The sequence below is a fragment of the Halorubrum sp. LN27 genome, from assembly GCF_016635065.1.
Lineage (GTDB): Archaea > Halobacteriota > Halobacteria > Halobacteriales > Haloferacaceae > Halorubrum > Halorubrum salipaludis.
Genome location: NZ_JAEPET010000001.1, coordinates 144,677 through 163,037 on the forward strand (window position 1 = coordinate 144,677; position 18,361 = coordinate 163,037).

General features: G+C 70.8%; 19 protein-coding genes. 9 read left to right on the top strand and 10 right to left on the bottom strand.

The window, feature by feature from the left end; all coding sequences use genetic code 11:
• Positions 1-10: 10 nt before the first annotated feature.
• The 3 genes from JIN95_RS00650 to ahaH all read right to left on the bottom strand — a co-directional run bounded on the left by JIN95_RS00650 (position 11) and on the right by ahaH (position 2,978).
• Positions 11-262, bottom strand: coding sequence for a hypothetical protein (locus tag JIN95_RS00650; RefSeq protein WP_004049078.1), 252 nt, complete (start codon positions 260-262; stop codon positions 11-13).
• A 180-nt stretch (positions 263-442) separates the two neighbouring features.
• A complete protein-coding gene (locus JIN95_RS00655; protein WP_200532090.1) occupies positions 443-2,617 on the bottom strand; it encodes a V-type ATP synthase subunit I in 2,175 nt (724 codons plus the stop codon).
• 4 nt (positions 2,618-2,621) lie between these two features.
• Positions 2,622-2,978, bottom strand: a complete 357-nt coding sequence (ahaH, locus tag JIN95_RS00660) for an ATP synthase archaeal subunit H (protein WP_095635454.1) — start codon at positions 2,976-2,978, stop codon at positions 2,622-2,624.
• Positions 2,979-3,134: 156 nt separating this feature from the next.
• On the opposite strand from ahaH, the gene JIN95_RS00665 reads away from it, so the two are divergent.
• Positions 3,135-4,874, top strand: coding sequence for a P-loop NTPase (locus JIN95_RS00665; protein ID WP_200530235.1), 1,740 nt, complete (start codon positions 3,135-3,137; stop codon positions 4,872-4,874).
• Between the two features lie 64 nt (positions 4,875-4,938).
• Here the strand turns inward: JIN95_RS00665 and JIN95_RS00670 are convergent, their stop codons facing one another.
• Complete coding sequence (locus JIN95_RS00670) at positions 4,939-5,910, bottom strand: transcriptional regulator (RefSeq protein ID WP_200530236.1); 972 nt, start codon at positions 5,908-5,910, stop codon at positions 4,939-4,941.
• A gap of 185 nt (positions 5,911-6,095) precedes the next feature.
• Here JIN95_RS00670 and JIN95_RS00675 point away from each other — a divergent pair, with 185 nt between their 5' ends.
• A complete protein-coding gene (locus JIN95_RS00675; RefSeq protein ID WP_200530237.1) occupies positions 6,096-7,502 on the top strand; it encodes a tRNA(Ile)(2)-agmatinylcytidine synthase in 1,407 nt (468 codons plus the stop codon).
• A gap of 63 nt (positions 7,503-7,565) precedes the next feature.
• Here JIN95_RS00675 and JIN95_RS00680 read toward each other — a convergent pair whose 3' ends face one another.
• Positions 7,566-8,903, bottom strand: a complete 1,338-nt coding sequence (locus JIN95_RS00680) for a PQQ-binding-like beta-propeller repeat protein (protein WP_095635450.1) — start codon at positions 8,901-8,903, stop codon at positions 7,566-7,568.
• Between the two features lie 165 nt (positions 8,904-9,068).
• Between JIN95_RS00680 and JIN95_RS00685 the strand changes: the two genes are divergently transcribed.
• Entirely contained in the window at positions 9,069-9,434 is a 366-nt protein-coding gene (locus JIN95_RS00685) for a VOC family protein (protein WP_095635449.1), read from the top strand.
• Positions 9,435-9,475: 41 nt separating this feature from the next.
• Here the strand turns inward: JIN95_RS00685 and JIN95_RS00690 are convergent, their stop codons facing one another.
• Both JIN95_RS00690 and JIN95_RS00695 read right to left on the bottom strand, forming a co-directional pair.
• On the bottom strand, positions 9,476-9,706 hold the full coding sequence (locus JIN95_RS00690; protein WP_095635448.1) for a hypothetical protein: 231 nt from the start codon (positions 9,704-9,706) through the stop codon (positions 9,476-9,478).
• A 63-nt stretch (positions 9,707-9,769) separates the two neighbouring features.
• Positions 9,770-9,913 carry a hypothetical protein gene (locus JIN95_RS00695; protein ID WP_198951477.1) on the bottom strand — a complete coding sequence of 48 codons (144 nt, stop codon included), beginning with the start codon at positions 9,911-9,913 and terminating at the stop codon, positions 9,770-9,772.
• A 95-nt stretch (positions 9,914-10,008) separates the two neighbouring features.
• On the opposite strand from JIN95_RS00695, the gene JIN95_RS00700 reads away from it, so the two are divergent.
• The 3 genes from JIN95_RS00700 to JIN95_RS00710 all read left to right on the top strand — a co-directional run bounded on the left by JIN95_RS00700 (position 10,009) and on the right by JIN95_RS00710 (position 12,275).
• A complete protein-coding gene (locus tag JIN95_RS00700) occupies positions 10,009-11,157 on the top strand; it encodes a Xaa-Pro peptidase family protein (protein WP_200530238.1) in 1,149 nt (382 codons plus the stop codon).
• Positions 11,158-11,450: 293 nt separating this feature from the next.
• Positions 11,451-11,738: a DUF5789 family protein gene (locus tag JIN95_RS00705; protein ID WP_095635446.1), complete on the top strand. Its 288-nt coding sequence runs from the start codon at positions 11,451-11,453 to the stop codon at positions 11,736-11,738.
• 90 nt (positions 11,739-11,828) lie between these two features.
• A complete protein-coding gene (locus JIN95_RS00710) occupies positions 11,829-12,275 on the top strand; it encodes a DUF302 domain-containing protein (protein ID WP_200530239.1) in 447 nt (148 codons plus the stop codon).
• A gap of 460 nt (positions 12,276-12,735) precedes the next feature.
• Here the strand turns inward: JIN95_RS00710 and JIN95_RS00715 are convergent, their stop codons facing one another.
• The gene (locus JIN95_RS00715) at positions 12,736-13,971 is read right to left on the bottom strand and encodes a cation:proton antiporter (RefSeq protein ID WP_095635444.1); all 1,236 of its coding nucleotides are present in this window, start codon (positions 13,969-13,971) and stop codon (positions 12,736-12,738) included.
• 61 nt (positions 13,972-14,032) lie between these two features.
• Positions 14,033-14,512: a TrkA C-terminal domain-containing protein gene (locus tag JIN95_RS00720; protein ID WP_095635443.1), complete on the bottom strand. Its 480-nt coding sequence runs from the start codon at positions 14,510-14,512 to the stop codon at positions 14,033-14,035.
• Positions 14,513-14,643: 131 nt separating this feature from the next.
• On the opposite strand from JIN95_RS00720, the gene JIN95_RS00725 reads away from it, so the two are divergent.
• The 3 genes from JIN95_RS00725 (at position 14,644) to JIN95_RS00735 (ending at position 17,849) form a co-directional block, all read left to right on the top strand.
• On the top strand, positions 14,644-14,952 hold the full coding sequence (locus tag JIN95_RS00725) for a hypothetical protein (protein WP_095635442.1): 309 nt from the start codon (positions 14,644-14,646) through the stop codon (positions 14,950-14,952).
• Between the two features lie 124 nt (positions 14,953-15,076).
• Positions 15,077-16,378: a ribonuclease R family protein gene (locus JIN95_RS00730; RefSeq protein ID WP_200530240.1), complete on the top strand. Its 1,302-nt coding sequence runs from the start codon at positions 15,077-15,079 to the stop codon at positions 16,376-16,378.
• Between the two features lie 91 nt (positions 16,379-16,469).
• Entirely contained in the window at positions 16,470-17,849 is a 1,380-nt protein-coding gene (locus tag JIN95_RS00735) for an MmgE/PrpD family protein (protein ID WP_200530241.1), read from the top strand.
• A gap of 37 nt (positions 17,850-17,886) precedes the next feature.
• On the opposite strand, the gene JIN95_RS00740 is transcribed toward JIN95_RS00735, so the two are convergent.
• Complete coding sequence (locus JIN95_RS00740; protein ID WP_200530242.1) at positions 17,887-18,339, bottom strand: universal stress protein; 453 nt, start codon at positions 18,337-18,339, stop codon at positions 17,887-17,889.
• Between the last annotated feature and the right edge of the window lie 22 nt (positions 18,340-18,361).

Here is an 18,361-nt window from a genome sequence, read left to right on the forward strand (position 1 = left end):
GGGGTGCCGCTCAGACGATGAAGACGACGACGAGTGCGAGAATGACAATCGTCTCGGGGAGGACCGTCAGAATGAGCCCGTTGACGAACAGATCGTCGTCTTCGGCCATCGCGCCGACGGCCGCGGAACCGATCCCCCGCTCGGCGTAGCCCGCGCCGAGCGCCGCCAGCCCGACGGCGAGTGCTGCCGCAGCGTTGGCGTCAGTCAGCGTTCCACCGGCCTGCAGTGCGACGTTCCCGAGTTCGTTGGTAGCTTCAAGCATTGGTAGTAGTTGCGGTTGCTCGTCTCCGAACAGTTGCTAGTTGCCGCCACAGTAGTCATAAAGCTTCCCAAAACGACCGAATAGAGCGCCCCTGACGCGGGATAAAAATCCGACTAACGACGCCAAATTTCGGATCCGGTGCGGCGTCCGAGAGGACGATCGCGGACCGCGCCGCGACCGTCAGTCCTCGTCGGCGGTGTACTGCCGGTCGTAGCCGAACGGCAGGTACGCGTCCCCGCCGCCCTCGTAGAAGTTCCCGAAGAACTCCACGTACTCGAGACGCACCGCCTGAATGCCGGCGGAGGTGATCCCGAGCGCGAGGACGACGATGTGCCCGACGACCGCGACGACGATCCCGCCCACGAGCGCGACGATCCCGACGAGGCCGATCGAGGCCGGGTCGAACGCGGTCGTGATCCCGGCGAAGACGAGCTCGTACTCCTCCGGGTGGCTCCGGATGTACTCGAGGTACTCGGCGGAGAAGATGAAGTGGAAGCTCCCCTCGCCGCCTTCACCGATGTACGCCCCGAACGCCAGCAGGTTCACCGCCAGCGCCATTCCGCCCTTCGCGAGCAGCACCGCCATGATCCGGGCGTACGAGATGACGTTGACGATCGGCGAGAGCACCTCGGCGAGCTCCGGCGGCTCGCCGATCGCGAGCAGGACGACCCCGAGCAGGATGGCCGCGATGGCGGCGTAGCCGACCGCGACCGGGAAGCCGGCGAACGACACCGCCCCGAAGGTGAGGATCGAGAACGACTCGAACAGGAAGTCCGGCTTCGGGCCGGGGAGGTGCTGGCTGAAGATCCAGATCCACGCGCCGTTGAGGATCAGCAGCCACGAGCCGCCCTCGTACAGCGCGTGCTTCAGGTCGTGCTGCTGGTAGTTGCTCACGAACGAGAGGATGTGCCCCGCGTTCAGGTGCACGAGCCCGAACAGCACGCTGGCGACCAGGAACGACAGCGCCCAGTCGATGTCGGCCGGCGAGAGGCCCTTCCCGTCGACGGGCCAGTGGATGTCGCCGGGCAGCAGCTGGTAGGCGTGGTAGCCGAACACGTCGATCCCGAAGTAGATCCCGAACAGGATCGTAAAGCCGCCGGCCCACAGCGCGACGGCGCCGAGTTCGCGGAACGTCCCGTCGTACCTGCTGTAGAGGAACGCGCCGATCGCGGCGTACAACACGCCGTACCCCACGTCGCCGATCATGAAGCCGAACATGAGCGGGAACGTGAGGAAGACGAGGAGCGTCGGGTCGAACTCCGAGTACTTCGGCCGCCCGAAGCCCTGCACGAGCAGCTCGAAGGGGCCGGCCGCGCTCCCGTTGTTCTGAACGACCGGCGGGTCGTCGCCGCCGTGGGCCGCGTGGCCGCCGTCGGTGGCCGCCTCGCGCCCGGCGCCGCCGTCCGCGACCGCCTCCGTGTGGTGGTCGCCGTCCGGGGTAAAGGAGGCGCGCTCGAGCTCCTCGACCTCGGCGTGCTCGCCGACGGCGTCGGTGATGGCCGCCTCAAGCTCCGGGAACGTCTCGGTCGGGACCCATCCCTCCGCGATGAAGGCGTTCTCGGTGGTCGCGAAGGAGAGCGGCGCCTGCTTCTTCTCGGCCTCGATGGTGAGCCGCTCTTCGGCGCGCAGGAGGAAGCCGGCCGCCTCCTCTTTCACCGCCGCGAGCTCGGCCTCGACCTCGTCGAGGTCGCTTTCAAGCACCTCGCGTTCGCGCTCCAGATCCGCGACGTACTCGCCGGGGCTGGCGTCCGCGTCCGGCACTTCCAGCAGCGCGATGTCGACGCCGACGAGCGAGTCCTGGAGGACGCCCTCCTCGGCGCCGTCCGCGGGACGCGCGAAGATCGCCACGACGTCGCCCCCGGCGAACACCTCGAACGCCTCGATCCCGTCCGCGTCGGCGAGCGTCGCCTCGACCGCGTCCGGCTTCGCCTCGCCGACGACGACCTCGAGCGAGTCGTAGCCGCCGAGCAGATCGAGCTCGATGCCCAGATCTGCGAACGGCTCCATCCGGTCGATCTCCTCCTGCCGGTCGCGGATCTCGGCCTGGAGCGTGTCGCGCCGGTCGTTGAGATCGTTGACGCGCTCGCGCACGTCGGCGAGCTCCGCTTCGAGCTCCTCGTCGCCGAGCGGACGGGCCCCGTCGACCTCGTCGCCCTCGATGTCGAGGATGCTCTCCAGCGAGCGCACCGTGACGAGCTTCTCGTTGACGGTCTCCGCGCCGTCGAGCGACTCGCCGGGCGAGAAGCCCTCGTAGCGCTCGTCGTAGTCCGTGACGTGCAGGGAGTGGTGTTCGTACGTTGCTTCGATCACGTCGTCGATGACGCGCTTCGAGCCCGTCACCGACACCTTGCTCATCCGCTCAGGCCTGAGCATCCACCGCCTCCTCGGCCTGTTGGTTCACCGCTTCTTCGAACCGTTCGACGGCGTAGTCGACGGCCGAGTCCACGCGGTCGCGGGCCTCGCGTTCGAGCTCGTCGCGGTCGGCACGACCCGATTCGAGGATCTCCTCGCGGCGTTCCTCGATCTCCTCGCGGGCCGTTTCGAGCCGCTCTTGGGCCTCGGATTCCGCCTCCTCCTCGGCCTCGGCGCGGATCTCGTCTGCGCGCTCTCGAGCCTCGGCGAGGCGCTCGTCGGCGTCCGATTCCGCCTCGGCGATGGTCTCGTCCGCATCCCGTTCGGCCTGCTTGATCGCGTTGAGCACCTCTGGTCTCGCCATGCTACTAATCGCCTGAAACTCCACAAGCGACGTATAAGGTGTTTGCGAAAGTGCCCGCGCGCTTCCGCCGGCTCGGACGGTCGATCGCGCCGAAACGCCGCCTCGATCGGACCGTCGCCGCCTACATTTAAGTAGCAGTCGCCGGACCCTCACCGTATGGCAACGGTGTATGCGGTCGCGTCGGCGAAGGGTGGGGTCGGGAAGACCACCACGACCGCGGCGGTGGCGACGCTCCTGGCGGACTCGGGCGCCGACGTCGTCGCGATCGACGCCGACCTCGGCATGGCGAACCTCGCGGCGGCCGTGGGCGTGCCCCCCGGCGGGATCACCCTCCACGACGTGCTCGCGGGGGCGGCCGACCCCCTCGACGCGGTCCACGAGGGGCCGGCCGGCCTCCGTGTCGTCCCCGGCGCGGCGGACCTCGACGCGTACGCGGCGGCCGACCCCTCCGGGCTCCGCGATGTCGCCGAGGCCTTCGACGACGCCGACTACGTGCTCGTCGACGCCGGCGCGGGGCTCTCGCACGACTCCACGCTCCCGCTCGGCCTCGCGGACGAGACCCTGCTCGTCTCCACGGCGGAGCGGAGCGCCCTCGGCGACACCGAGAAGACGCGCCAGCTGACGGAGCGGCTCGGCGGCGCCGTCGCGGGCGCCGCGATCACCCGCCTCGACCCCGCGACCGCCGCAAGCGACGATCCGATCGAGGCGGTCGAAGGGACCCTCGACGCCCCGGTGATCGGGCGCATCCCCGAGGACGACGCGGTGTTGCGCGCGGTGGAGTCGGGCCAGTCCCTCCCGGTCTTCGCCCCGGACGCCCCGGCGACCCGCGCGTACCGGGACCTGACGCGAGCCCTGACCGGCGCGCCGATCGAGGGGCCCGGACTCGCCGCCGCCGACGTGGCCGCGGAGGAGGGGACGGCCGCGAGCGAGGACGACTCCTCCACGGACGCCGCCAACGAGGAGCTGGACGCCGAGGGGTCGGTCGCCGACGCCGACGGTTCAGACGATCCGGACGAGCCGGCCGAACCGGCCGACTCGACCGAGATAGACGAGGCGGAGGGCGACGAGACCGCGCCCGACGAGGAGGACATCATCGTCGCCGACTCCGAGCGGGCCGGGCTCGGCGAGCCGGGCGACGAGGAGGACATCATCGTCGCCGACGAATCGCCCGTCGACGGCGTCGACGAGGCAGAGCCCGTCGGGCCCGGCGAATCTGACGAACCCGATGAATTCGCCGAGCCCACCGATGACGACGCGGTTGGCGTGGAACCGGAGACCGCCGACGCGGAACCGGCGTCGAGCGGCTCGGCGGCCGACGCGGAGGCCGACGCCACGAGCGACGCGGTCGTCGCGGGCGGAACGGAAGCCGGCGACGTCGACGCCGTCGACGGCGAGACCGAGACGGTCGGCGAGGGCCACGTCGACGGCGACGACCTCGAAGCGATGATCGAGTCGGACCTCGACGCGGAGCAGTTCGACGAGGAGCCCGCCGAGCCGACCCCGGGCGGCGAGTCGTCGGGCGACGGACCGACGGACGGGGCGGCTGACACCGACTCCGCCGAGGACGCGACCGCCACCGATCCGGCGGAGACCGAGAGCCCCGCGGAGGAGAGTCCCGCGGAGCCGTCACGCGGCGACGCGCCCGAAGCGGGCGGTGAGCCGAGCTCCCCGCCGGAACCGGAATCCGTGCCGGACGCGGAGACCGCACCGGAACCGGAATCCGCGCCGGCGCCGAGCGAGGGGTCCGAGCCCGACCCGGACGACGAGCTCGCCGGCAGCGTCCCGTTCCGAGACGACGACACGGGGACGATGAACACCGTGCTCTCGGAGGAAGAGGACGACGAGGACGACGAAGACGAGAACGGCGGCTTCTTCAGTCGACTGCTCGGTCGGTAGGAACCGAGCTTTCTCCGGGTTCAGGTTGCGAGACGTCCGATATGGGACGCGGATCGGAGGCCCTTCAGGCCTCGGACGGCGCCTTCGCCCGGTCGCGGATGAGCTCGCGGATCTCCTCGGGGTCGGTGATGCCGGCGAGCTCCTCGCAGGACACCAGGGCGGTCCCGTCGACCGACTCGCGCTCCTCGTCTCCCTCCGTGAAGTAGACCGAGCGAGTCTGCGCCACCTCACCGATCGAGGACATGATCCGGGCGCGCTTCTCGGCCGCCGGAGTGAACGTCGAGTGGCCGGTGAGCACCCGGGTCACGGCGCTCCCCTCGTCCTCGGAGACGGCCTTGAACGGCGCGCGGGCGGTCGGGTGGACCGTGAAGCCCGCGTTCGTGAGCACGTGGAGGACGTGCTCGTCGTCGGGGTCGGTCTCGGGCGCCGAGGGCGTGGGCTCGGCGTCGCGGACCTCGTCGGCGCCGTCGAGCACGTCGACCGGACTGGAGAACGGCTCGTTGAACAGCTCCTCCAGCTGGATCGCCACCTCGATGGAGGCGTTCATCCCGTCCTCGTACTTCGAGACGGTGCGGCGGGAGACGCCGAGCTCGGTGGCGAGGCGGCCGAGCGACCAGCCGCGCTCCTCGCGCTCGTCGGCCAGCAGGTCGCCGTCGAGGCTGACGTAGAGCCCGCCGGGGGCCGCGTAGATGAGCGGCGGCATCTCCTCGACGAACAGGTCGTACCCCGTGTCCGGGTTGATCACCGGAACGCCGTGCCGGAAGTAGACGACCCCCGGCTTCAGCTCCTCGTCGCGGGTCCGGATCCCGATCACCATCGGCGTCGCCTGCAGGTACTCGCCGAGCCGGCGCATCTCCGCGCCGGTCTCCGCGTCGAGCGCGTCGACGTTCCCGAGGATCTTCAGGAGGACGAGGTCGTCGCCGCGTCGGGCCGCCACGTCGAAGCTCTTGGGCCGGACCGCACACCGGTCGCTGACGAGGAAGCCCGCGTCTTCCAGCATCGCGGTGACGTTCTCGATCAGCGCAGTCCGGGACATGGTCGAGATAAGCGGCTCGCCGTATATATGCGTTGTGTCAGTCGTACGCGCTCGAACTCCCTGCCAGCCTGCGGTTTTCCCGATCCGGGCGCCGATGCAGTTATATACTCGCTCGTCGGCTCAGCCCTCCTCCGACCTCCGTCTCGCCCCGAAACCGGTTTGTCCGGGAGCGCGAAAGGGCGCGTATGCCCATCGTCGCCGTCGACGACACCGACTCCCGCGAGCGCGGGATGTGCACGACGTACGTCGGCGCGCGGCTGACCGAGCGGCTCGACGCGGCGGGCGGCCGCGTCCGCCGCCGGCTCCTCGTCCGGCTCAACCCCGCGGTGAAACACAAGACCCGGGGCAACGCCGCGGTCGCGCTCCACGTCTCCGGCGTCGACGCCGAGGCGGCCTTCGACCTCGCCGCGGAGACCGTCCGGGAGTTCGCCGCGGCCGACGACCCGCGGACCTCGCCCGGGGTCGTCGCCGCCGATATCGACGCGGGGGGCCTCGACGCCGACGGCCTCGACCCGACCGCGTCCGACGGCGCGCCGATCCCCTCCGAAGTCGCCGACTTCGCCCGCCGCGCGCTCCGACGCCGCCTCTCGCTCGACGAGGCCCTCAACCTCGCCGACGAACACGGCTTCCGCCACGCGGCGTTCGGGTCCGGCGGGGAGACGGACGCGGAGGCCGTCGCGGGACGCGGCCGGATCGGCGCGCTCGCGGCTGTCGGCGCCCCCGCCGCGTTCGACGACTGGACCGTCGAGCGCATCTCCTACCGCGAGCTCGACCGCTGTGGCACCCCCCGCGACGTCGACGTCGAGAGCGTGTTCGCGGCCGCCGACCGCGGGTACCCGACCGTCTGGGACACCGTCGATCGCGGGACGGGCGAGGCTGTCTGCGTGCCGAACGCCCCCGGACCGATCCTCCACGGGATCCGCGGCGACGACGCCGACGCGTGCCGCGCGGTCGCCGCGGCGATCAACTCCGAGCCGGTCGAGCGCGCCGCGACGTTCCTGACGAACCAGGGCACCGACGCACACCTCGCGCCCGGCGCGATCGGCGACCTCCGGGACGGCGCGGGCTACCGCGTCGACGGCGTGGTCGCGAGCGACCCGGAGACGAAACGCGGGGGCCACGTCCACGTCGACGTGGCGGCGTCGGGTGACTCGACCGACGCGACGACCGGTGACGCCCCCTCTCCGCGCCTCCGATGTGTCGCGTTCAAGCCGACCGGCCGCTTTCGGGACCGCGTGCGCGCGCTCCGCCCCGGCGACCGGGTGACGCTGTGCGGCGAACACGAGGTCCGGTCGGTCGAGGGCGCGCTCGAAGCGACGCTGAAACTGGAGAAGTTCGCCGTGCGCGACCGCGTCGAGACGGCACCCGCCGTGCCGACCTGCCCCGACTGCGGGCGGTCGATGTCCTCGGCGGGGCGGGGGCAGGGGTACCGCTGTCGCGACTGCGGCACCGATGCGCCCGGAAAGGTTGAGGTTCCGATCGAGCGGGACCTGGAGATCGGCTGGTACGAGGTCCCGCCGAGCGCCCGACGACACGTCGCGAAGCCGCTGATTCGGGGCGGATTCGACGGGCCGACGCACCCGGAGCGGTGAGCCGGTAGAACGGTGAGTCGGTGGTGCGGTGAGCCGGGCGGAACGAGGCCCTGGGGGCGGCCGTTACTCGCTCTCGACCAGCTTGTAGCACATCCCGGCCGCGTCGGAGTCCTCCGGGGCGCGCTCCGCGTAGTAGATCCCGTCGTCGGTCACGGTCGCCGCGCTGGTCACGTCGCCGCGGCCCTGAGCGGTCCAGGTGACCGAGCCGTCGTCGCGGTCGAGCGCGTACAGCTTCGCGTCGTACGAGCCGACGAGCACGTGGTCGTTCGTGGCGACCGCGCTCCCGGTGATCCACCCCCCCGTCGGAGTCGACCACAGCTTCTCGCCGGTCTCCAGATCGATCGCGTAGGCGTTGCTGTCGTGGCTGCCGACGTACACCTCCCCGTCGTGGACCGCGGGCGCGCACATGACGCCGCCCGTGCTCCCGGGGGACGGGTCGCCCTTCGACGTCTCGCCGCCGTCGGTCTCGAACTCCCACAGCATCGAGCCGTCCTCGACGTCGAGCCCCGTGACGGTCCCCGCCCACGAGGGGACCACGGCGATCCCCTCGCTGATCGCGAGCGGGAGCTTCACGTCGCCGCCGGTGTCGTAGGCCCACTCGCGCTCCAGGTCCGGGAACGACCACGCGTAGCAGTGGCCGTCGTTGGAGCCGAAGATGAGACGCCCGTGTTCGCGGTCGATCGCGACCGTCGAGTGCGGGTGGTCGGTGGGGCGGTCGTCTCGCTTCTCAACCTCGCCGCTCTCAGCGTCCATCTTGACGAGGCCCCCGCTCGGGTCCGCGTACTCGACCGCGACGTAGAGCTTCCCGTCGTGGTAGGTCGGACTCGCGGCGGCCGAGCCGCCGATATCGGTCTGCCACAGGATCTCGCCGTCGTCGAGCGCCAGCGCCGAGACCACGCCGTCGTACGAGCCGACGTAGAGGCGCCCGTCCGCGATCGCCGGCGTGCCGTGGCTGCCGCGGTCGTGGTCGCTGATCGAACTCGCCCAGTTCACGGAGCCGTCCGGCGCGATCGACTGCACCCGCCCCGTGTCGTCGGCGAGGACGATCGCCCCGTTCGGCGCCACGACCGGGCTCCCCTTCGAGGCCGAGTGGTCGCCCCGGTTCGCCGGCACCTCCCACGCGGTTTCGACCGACTCGGGTATCGTCGCGTCGACGTACCCGGTGTTCAAGAGTCCGTGTCGGAACTGCGTCTTCACCCCGTCGTCTGGGGCTTCGGTCGGGCGGTCGCTCCCGTCCGAGTCCTCTCCGTCGCCCCCGTCTCCGTACCCCCCGTTCCCGGACGTGTCGTCCTCGTCGGACCCGCCGGCGTCGAAGGCGGAACAGCCGGCCAGCCCCGCGGCGCCGGCGGCGCTCGCGGCGCCGAGGCCCCGGAGCCAGTCGCGACGCGTTCGTTCGGTCATGGTGGTCCCCTACCCGCAGCGAGAATAAAAAGCCACGCTCCTCGGCGCCGCGCTCGCGCGACTGATCCGCCGCCGGGCGACGGTCACCTCCCCGCGGCGTCGGACGCCGGGCCGATCTGGCCGTCGCCCGGTGCCGTGAAGTGGCCCGTCCCCGTTCACCGGGCCATGTCCGGAATCGCCTTCCACGCGACGGAGCGGCACGACGCGGTCGTCGAGTTCTACCGCGAGACGATGGGTGCGACGGTGCGGCTCGAACAGCCCGACTGCACGATACTGCGGTACGACAACATGCTGTTCGGGTTCTGCGAGCGCGGTCACACCGACGACTGCGGGACGCTCACGTTCGTCTACTCGGACCGCGAGGCGGTTGACGAGATGCACGCGGAGCTCCGCCGGTCGGTCGCCGCGGACGCGATCGAGGAGCCGCGGGAGAACGAGCGGTACGACATCTACCAGTTCTTCGCCGAGGACCCAGACGGGCGGACCGTCGAGTGTCAGGCGTTCCTCGACGAGGCGGTGTCGCTCCCCTGACGGGCGGTCGGAGTTCGGGAGCCGGACCGGTGGCCCGACCGTCAGCCGTCGATGTCGCGCTCCTCGCGCCACGCCGCCGCGCGGTCGAGCGCGGCCTCGCGGTCGTCGAACCGCTCGCGCTCGTAGGCCGACTCGTCGGCCGCCTGCTCCATCACGTCGAGGCGGGCGACGAACCCGCCGTCGCCGCGCTCGCGGATCCGGACCGTCGCGTAGCCGTCGGAGCGCTCCCACTCGGTGATCACGTCGTCCTCGCGTCCAAGTGCCCAGGGCATACCGGAGAGCGCGCGCGACGCGGCTAAAGCGACGCGGTTCGGCGGCGGTTCGGTTTCGCCCGGTCAGGCCCCGTCGCCCGCGGGCGCCGTCGCGTGCGAACAGACCGGACAGACGGCGTAGCCGAGGGCGTCGTACGGCACCGACGCCGAGGGGGCGGTCACGTCGCACTCGGGGCAGTCGAACGTCGACTCCGGCTGGATGCTCATACCTGTCCGTGCGAGCGCTTCACATATCGTTATGTGCCGCTTGCCGCCCCGCAACGACTCCCTACTTATAAGCGATCGCCGGTCCGAGTTCGACCGTGACCGAAGACGTCCATGCGGAACGACGCGAGCGCGCGGCGGCGCGGCTCCGGGAGACCGGCGCCGACGGGGCGGTCTGCTTCCCCAGCCGGAACCTCCAGTACCTCACCGGATTCGCCGAGGAGCCGGGCGAGCGACACCTCCTGCTCGTCGTCCCGGCGGCCGGAACGCCCTCCGACGACCGCGGCGACGGCCCGACCCTCCTCGTTCCGGCGCTCTACGAGGCGCAGGTCCGCGAGGAGACCACGGTCGAGGCGGTGCGGACGTGGGCCGACGGCGACGACCCGACCGCGGCCGTCCGGGAGCTCCTCGCCGACCTCGGGCTCCGCGATGGGCGCCTCCTCGTCGACGACACGATGTGGGCGACGTTCACACAGGACCTCCGGGCCGCCGCGCCGGACGCGGAGTGGGGGCTCGCGAGCGAGGTGCTCGCCGACCTCCGGGTGCGGAAGGACGAGGCGGAGCTGGACGCGATGCGCGCGGCCGCGACCGCGGCCGACGCGACGGTCCGGGACCTCCGCGAGCTCGGGGCCGACGCGGTCGGGATGACCGAGCGCGACCTCGCCGACCGGATCGCGGACCGGCTCGCTGCCCACGGGGGCGACGGGACCGCCTTCGAGACGATCGTCGGCGCGGGCCCGAACGGAGCCAAACCCCACCACGGGTGCGGCGACCGCGAGGTCCGGGCGGGCGAGCCCGTCGTGCTCGACTTCGGGACTCGCGTCGACGGGTACCCCTCGGACCAGACCCGGACGCTCGTCTTCGACGGCGAGCCGCCGGCCGAGTACGAGCGCGTCCACGAGACCGTCCGGGAGGCGCAGGCGGCCGCGGTCGAAGCGGTCGAACCGGGCGTCCCCGCCGAGGCGGTCGACCGGGCCGCCCGCGGGGTGATCGAGGACGCCGGCTACGGCGACGCGTTCTTCCACCGCACCGGTCACGGCGTGGGGCTCGACGTCCACGAGGAGCCGTACGTCGTGGCCGGCAACGACCGGGAACTGGAGCCGGGAATGGTCTTCTCGGTGGAGCCGGGGATCTACCTCGACGGTCGGTTCGGCTGTCGGATCGAGGACCTCGTCGTCGTCACCGAGGACGGGTGCGAGCGGCTGAACGACACCGACCGCGGCTGGCGCACGGGAGAGACGTACTGAAAAGCGGTCGACGAACTCACGAACTCACGCGCCCTCCGGGCGCGCGATCGCGGGAATCGTGTGCGTGATCCCAACCAGAACTTGTTGCCGGAATGCATAATCTCTCCACCGAATTATTTCGGGTGTCCCGATCCGGTGCCCTCGCGGCGGACGCCGCGGGATCTCCTTCGCGGTTCAGTCCGGTCCGGCGTCCCCGGTCCGGCGTCTTTGGTTCGGGCCGACGCCCCCGGTTCGGCCCGGCGCTCCCGGTTCGCATCGAAACCATTAGTGTCGCCGGAGCGAAAGCGCGGGGTATGAGCGACACCGACGAGGCCGAGGCGGAGGAGCCGGCCGTCGAGCTTGGCGAGGGGCCGGACGTGGCGGGCGAGCCGATCGCCCGCGTCGCGTCCCGGCTCACGTGGCCCGCGAAGCGCAGCGACCTGCGCGCCCAGGAGGGCGACGCGACCATCCGGACGCCCGAGGGCGCCCGAAACCTCGGCGACGTGCTCGACGAGTCCGAGGTCCCGCTGTTCGAGAGCCGGAGCGAGTTCGTGACCGAGATCGAGGACGTCGTCGGCCGCGGTCCGGTCGCGACCGAGTAGGGGTTCCCCGTTCCCCCGTCGCTCCGCCCCGCCACCGTTTCCTCTCGTCCCCGTCGCGGGCTTTTTGTCCGGTCGACGCCGACTCCCGGTATGACGCTCCCGTTCGATCCGCACGAGCTCGACCCCGAGGAGTACGGCGAAGCGCGGACGACGCTCGAAACCGACCACGAGTCGGCGATCGAACGCGTCCGCGAGGTGTGCCTCGACGAGGGGTTCGGGGTCCCGGTCGAGTTCTCACCGTCGGAACTGCTCAACGAGAAGGTCGACGCCGATCGCGACCCCTACTACGTCCTCGGCGCCTGCAACCCACAGATGGCGAACCGCGCGCTCGACGCGACCGACGAGCGGATCGGCGCGCTGTTCCCCTGTAACATGATCATCCGCGAGGTCGAGCCCGGCACCCAGGAGGTGTACCACGTCTCGATCATGAAGATCGCCCGACTGCTCGGCCTCCCGACCGACGACGAGGAGATGGACGCGATCATCGGCGACACCGGCGAGATGGTCGACGCCGTGTTCGCGGAGCTAGAGGAGTAGGCGACCGTCGTCAGCGGTTTTATAACGAATCCTGACAGCGACGACAGACGCTTATAAAGGAACAAAGGCGGTGGCGTCGCCGGCGGCTCCGCCGCCGGCTGCAAGCGAGAGCGGAGCTCTCGCCCTGCGTGCCTCCGAGCGCCCTGATAAGGGCGCGAGTAGCACGCGCGAGGGAGTCGGGCGCGGCGAGGGCGACCGACAGGAGCCCGAAGCACGCGCCCGACGAGGCTGGGGAGGCGTGAGGTGCGGTGCTGTGCGGGACTCAAAAGGGCAGCCGTGAGGCGGGCACAGGTGACGCAAGGACCGCAACGAGGGAGCTAGCGACCGAGTGAGGACCGCAGCGAGCGTGCGCCCGCCTCACGGCTGGGGCTTTGTAGACCTTCAGCGCAGCGTCATCGATCACATAGTACCGAGCGGCTGGGGCTTTGGAGGTGTTCACCGACGAGTTCTCAGGAGCAACTTATAAGCGATCACTCCCGCCGTCACCAGCGCTGCGATCCAGCCACGAGACCGCGATCGACTCGAACGGCCCGGAGTACTGCATCAGCGTCGTGCCCAGAACCGCCATCACGAGCACGTAGCCGACGGCGAAGGCGTTGATCGTCGCCGCGAGCGCAGGGTCGAACGCCCCGGCGTCCGCGCCGGTCACCGCGATCGTCGCGATGATCAGCGAGAACTCCCCGCGGGTGGTCATCCCGAGCGCGACGCGCGTCGACCGGCGGGTGTCCAGGTCGAACGCGCGCCCGGCGAGGTACCCCGTGACCAGCTTCGTCGGCGTCGTCACGACCACCGCGAGCGCGATCAGGGCCGCCACGCCGCCGAACAGCGTCGGGTCGGTGACGAGCCCGATCCAGAAGAAGAACACCGCCGCGAAGGTGTCTCGAACGGGCTCTAACAGCGTCTCAATATCGTGGGCGTGCGCCGTCGACGAGAACGCCATCCCGACGAAGAAGGCGGCGACGGCCTCGCTGACGCCCAGCGCGAGCGCCGCGCCCGCGACCAGCACGACCGTCCCGATCGACCGCAGCGCCACGAACTCCCGGTTGTCAGTCGCGACCAGTCGGTCGAACGCCGGCGTTCCGAACCGGACCAAGAGCAGTAGCCCGAGGATGAACCCGATCGCGATCCCGATGTCGACCGCGGCCGCGGCGACGTCGCCGCCGCCGAGCACCAGCGCGGACGCGACCGCGAGGTAGACGGCGATGAACAGGTCCTCGTACACCAGCGTCCCGAGCAACGGCTCCGCCTCGTCGTTGGCGATCCAGCCGAGGTCGATGAGCGACTTCGTGATCACCGCCGACGAGGAGATGTAGACGATCCCCGCGACGAGGAAGGCCGGGAGGAACGCGCCGAAGACGAGCCAGCCGAGGACGAGCCCCGCGCCGAAGTTCGCCAGATCGATCGTCCCGGCGGTCCCGATCTGGGTCCGCCGGGCGAGGAGCCGGTCGAGGTTGAATTCCAATCCGAGGAAAAAGAGGAGGAAGACGATCCCCAGCTCCGCGCCGAGCGCGATGAACTCCGTCTCCGGGACGTAGGCGGTCCCGACGACCGGCAGCGAGAGCCGACCGAGGACGAACTCGCCGAGCGACATGCCGGCGAGGATGTAGAAGGGGATCACCGACTGGCCGAGCCGGTCCGCGACCATCCCGACGACCGCGACCGCGGCGAACATGATCCCCACGTCGAGCAGCGCCACTAACGGACACCTCCGCGGAGCTCCCTCGCGGAGAGGGATACGACGGAGACGGGGCCGCCGCTCATCCGGTGAGCAGTTCCTCGAACGCCTCGCAGTTCTCGGGCGTCCCGACCCCGATCACGGTGTCGCCCTCGCCGAGGGTGGTCTCGGCGCCCGGGCTGTCGATCACCTCCTCACCGCGCTGGATGGCGACCACCGCGAGCCCGGTCCGGTTGCCGATGTCGGCGCTCTCCAGCGTCTCGCCGACGAGCGGGGATCCCGGCGGGAGTTCGTACCACTCCAGGAGGATGCCGCCCGGCAGCGTCGTCTCCTGCGTGTCCGGCTCGACCGGCTGGAAGTACGCCCCCTCGATGATCGACCCGATCTTCCGGGCGAGGTCGTCGCCGAACGCGAACACCTTCTCGGAGTCGGCGTCCGGGTCGCTGCGGCGGAACACCTCGCGTTTGCCCGTGTTGTGGATCACGACGATCATCTCCTCGTCCCCGAGGTCGATCTCGAACTTCTTCCCGACGCCCGGGAGGTCGGATTCGCTAATCGTCATACCGAGGCAAAGCGCGGCCACGGTCTTAGTACTGTAGTTCGGGCCGGCGCGACCGTCCCGTGCCGGAATCCCGTCCGACGGGCGTCTGCCGCGCACCAAACGCTAAGTGCACACGGTCCGAGGGGTCGGACATGTGGCGCTCCCGGAAAAGCCGGGACCGGCGGACGGTGATCTGCATCGCGTGCGGGGACTCCGTGCTGCGCGAGGACGCGCGCGAGTACGACAAGGAGGGTGACCGCTGGAACCGGCGCGACAAGGAGTTCGAGTACCTCTGTACCGACTGCGACGACGACATCTGTCACCAGCCGCGCGACGGGCTCGAATCGCTGCTCCTCTCGATCGAGTCCGACGGCCTCTCCCGCGAGGAGTTCCTCGACCGCTACGCCGACGCCGTCGCCGACGCCGGCGAGTCGCCCGAGCGCTCCGAACGCGACCGATAGGACCCCTACCCCTTCTCCCCTACCTGCTTCTACTCGCCCCTACCCGCCCCTATTTCCGCTCCGTCGCGCGCCGCCCCTTCCCCGCCCCGACAGGCCTTTCTAACGGACACGCGTTGGTCACCGTATGTCAGACGACGAGCCGAAACCGGGGTCCGCGGAGGACCAGGGTCCCGTGACGATCACGCCGGAGCTGGCCGACCGCCTCGCCGAGAAGCGCGAGGAGCTGTTCGAGGAGTTCGAGATTCGCGACGAATTCCCGAGCGAGGTCCTCCGCGAGGCCGAGGCCCGGACCGAGGACGTGTACGAGGAGATCGAAGCCGAGATCGACGAGCGCGAGGACCTCCGCGATCTCACGACGTGGACCACCGACCCGGTCGACGCGCAGGACTTCGACGACGCCATCTCCATTAAGCGGGAGGAGGGCGCCTACCGGCTGTGGGTCCACATCGCCGACGTGACCCACTACGTCACCCCCGACACCGCGATGTGGGAAGAGGCGGTCGAACGGGCCAACACCGTCTACCTGCCCGACTACACGATCCACATGCTCCCGCCGGTGCTCGCCGAGACCGTCTGCTCGCTCGTCCCGAACGAGGACCGGCTCGCGCACACCGTCGAGATGGAGATCGACGAGGAGACGCTCTCGTTCGAGGACATCGACATCTACAAGTCCGTCATCAACTCCGACGAGCGGCTCACCTACAGCGAGTGCGAGGAGCGGCTGGAGGACCCCTCGCTCCCCCTCGGCGAGGAGAACGCGCTCGCCTTCGAGCTCGCCGACAGCATGCACGAGCAGCGCAAGGAGGACGGCTCGCTCGTCTTGAACCCCCGACGGGACCGCGCGCACACCATCATCGAGGAGTCGATGCTGAAGGCGAACAAGGCGGTGACGCACACGCTGATGTGGGATCGCGGCGTCGAGGCGATGTACCGCGTCCACCCGCAGCCGACCCCCGATCAGTGGAGCGAGGCGCTCAAAGAGATCCAGGAGCTCGACGGCGTCTCCATCCCCGGCGACGCGTGGGGCGACGACCCGCGCAAGGCGGTCAACGCCGCCCTCGAAGAGTCCCCCGGCCGTCAGCTCAACAAGATCCAGCGCGCCGTGCTGAAGGTGATGCCCCGCGCGAAGTACATGAACGACCCGTTCGGCGGCCACCACGCGCTCAACTTCGACATCTACGGCCACTTCACATCGCCCATCCGCCGGCTCTCGGACACGATCAACCACTGGATCGTCCACGAGAACGACGTGCCGGAGAACCTCGTCGAACTCTGCGACCACGCCAGCGACAAGCAGAAGGACGGCGAGACCGCCGAGCGGCTCTACAAGCAGTTCCTCCAGGAGGTCGGCCTCGACCCCCACGCGGTCAACAACCGCGGCGTCGAGGTCGTCGACGACCCCGAGGAAGCGAAGCACACGGTCTGATCGGGAGACGCCGGCTCCTCTTTCTCTCTCCGTCCCGCACCCCGCCTGCCGTCAGCCGAACCTTGATGCGGTCGCCCGCCCACCGACCGGCATGGTAACCGACCGCATCGTCGACCACTGCGCGATCGTCGACGGCGACCGCCCGGACCTGCCGGCGCACCTCCTCGACTGGTTCGCCGTTGCCGTCGGCGGGGCGGCGCACGCCGACTCCTCGCCCGCGATCCGCGACGGGATCGACCGGATCGCGGGCCCGACCCCCGACCCGGCGACCGACGAGACGGCCACCGTCCTCCCGACCGGCGAGGCGATGACCCCCGCGGACGCGGCCCTCGTCAACGGCGCGCTCGCGCACAGCCTCGACTTCGACGACACGCACCTCCCCTCCTCGCTGCACCCGGGCGCGCCGACGGTCGCGGCCGCGCTCGCGGCCGCCGAGGGCGCCGACGCGAGCGCCGACCGATTTCTCGCGGCGGTCGCGGCCGGCTACGACGTGGCCTGTACCGTCGGCGAGGCGGTCGGCCCCGACTCCCACTACGACCGCGGGTTCCACGTGACCGCCACCTGCGGGACCTTCGGCGCGGTCGCGGCGGCCGGCGTCGCGCGCGACCTCGACGCCGACGCGCTCCGGAACGCCCTCGGGATCGCCGGGAGTCAGGCGGCCGGCTCCCTCCAGTTCCTCGCGAACGGCGCGTGGAACAAGCGGCTCCACCCCGGGCTCGCCGCCCGCCGCGCGATCGAGGCGACCGATCTGGCCGCCGCCGGCGTCGTCGGCGCGGCCGACCCCCTCGACGGCGAGCACGGCTTCTTTGCGGGGTACAGCGACGACCCGAACCCCGCGGCGTTCGACCGGCTCGGCGAGCGCGACGCGGTCGCGGAGACGGGGCGCAAGCCGTACCCCTGCTGCCGCTACCTGCACTCCGCGATTGACGGCCTCCGGGAAATCGCGCCGGCGGTCGACCCCGACGAGGTGGAATCGGTCGAAATCGCGATCCCGAGCGCCGGCGTCAGGCTCACCGGCGACCCAATCGCGGCGAAGCGGCGCCCCGAGAGCTTCGTCGACTGTCAGTTCTCGGCGCCCTTCGCCGCCGCGCTGACGCTGATCGAGGGGTCGGCCGGCGCCGAAGAGTTCCTGCGGGCCGTCGGGCGGTTCGACGACCCGCCGCGCTGGGACGACCCGGTGATACGCCGGCTGATGGACGCCACGAGCGTGACGACCGACGAGGCGATCGAGCGCCGGTTCCCCGAGGAGTGGGGCGCCGAGGTGGCCGTGACCGCCGGGGGCGAGACCCGCGAGCGCTCGGTGAGCGTCCCCCTCGGCGAGCCCGCGAAGCCGATGTCGGACGCCGACACCCGGGCGAAGGCCGAGGGGCTGCTCGCCGGGACCGGCGTCGACGCCGACCGCCTGACGGCGGTCGTCGAGTCGCTCGGAGACCGGTCGCTCGGGGAGCTGGTGGACGCGGCGACGGCGTGAAAAGCGGAGTTCGTTCGTGGCGGCGCCGTCCGGAGCGCTACTCGTCCTCGTTCGGCTTCCCGACGATCACCGGACGGTCGGCGTTGAGCAGGACGGTCTGGCTGACGCTGCCGAACAGCGCCTTCCCCACCGGCGACCGCTTGCGCATCCCGAGGGCGATCGCGTCCACGTCTCGGTCGGCGGCGACCTCGAGGATCGCCTCGGCGGCGTCGCCGACGTGGAGCTCTCGGTCGTGAGCGATCCCGAGCGCGTCGAGCCGGTCCTCCACGTCGGTGAGCGAGTCGGGGATCCCGCGGAGCTCCTCGATCGACTCGTTGATGTCGTCGATGACCGTCGACCCCGCCTCGTCGGCCGGCGCGTCGACCGACTCGTACACGTGTAACACCGTGACCTCGATCGCCTCCGGATCGACGGGGAGCGATTCGAGGATGTCCACCTGCGAGAGCGCGCGCTTCGACTCGATGTCGACGGGCAACAGGACGTGGTACATATCTCACGGTTCATCACGGGCC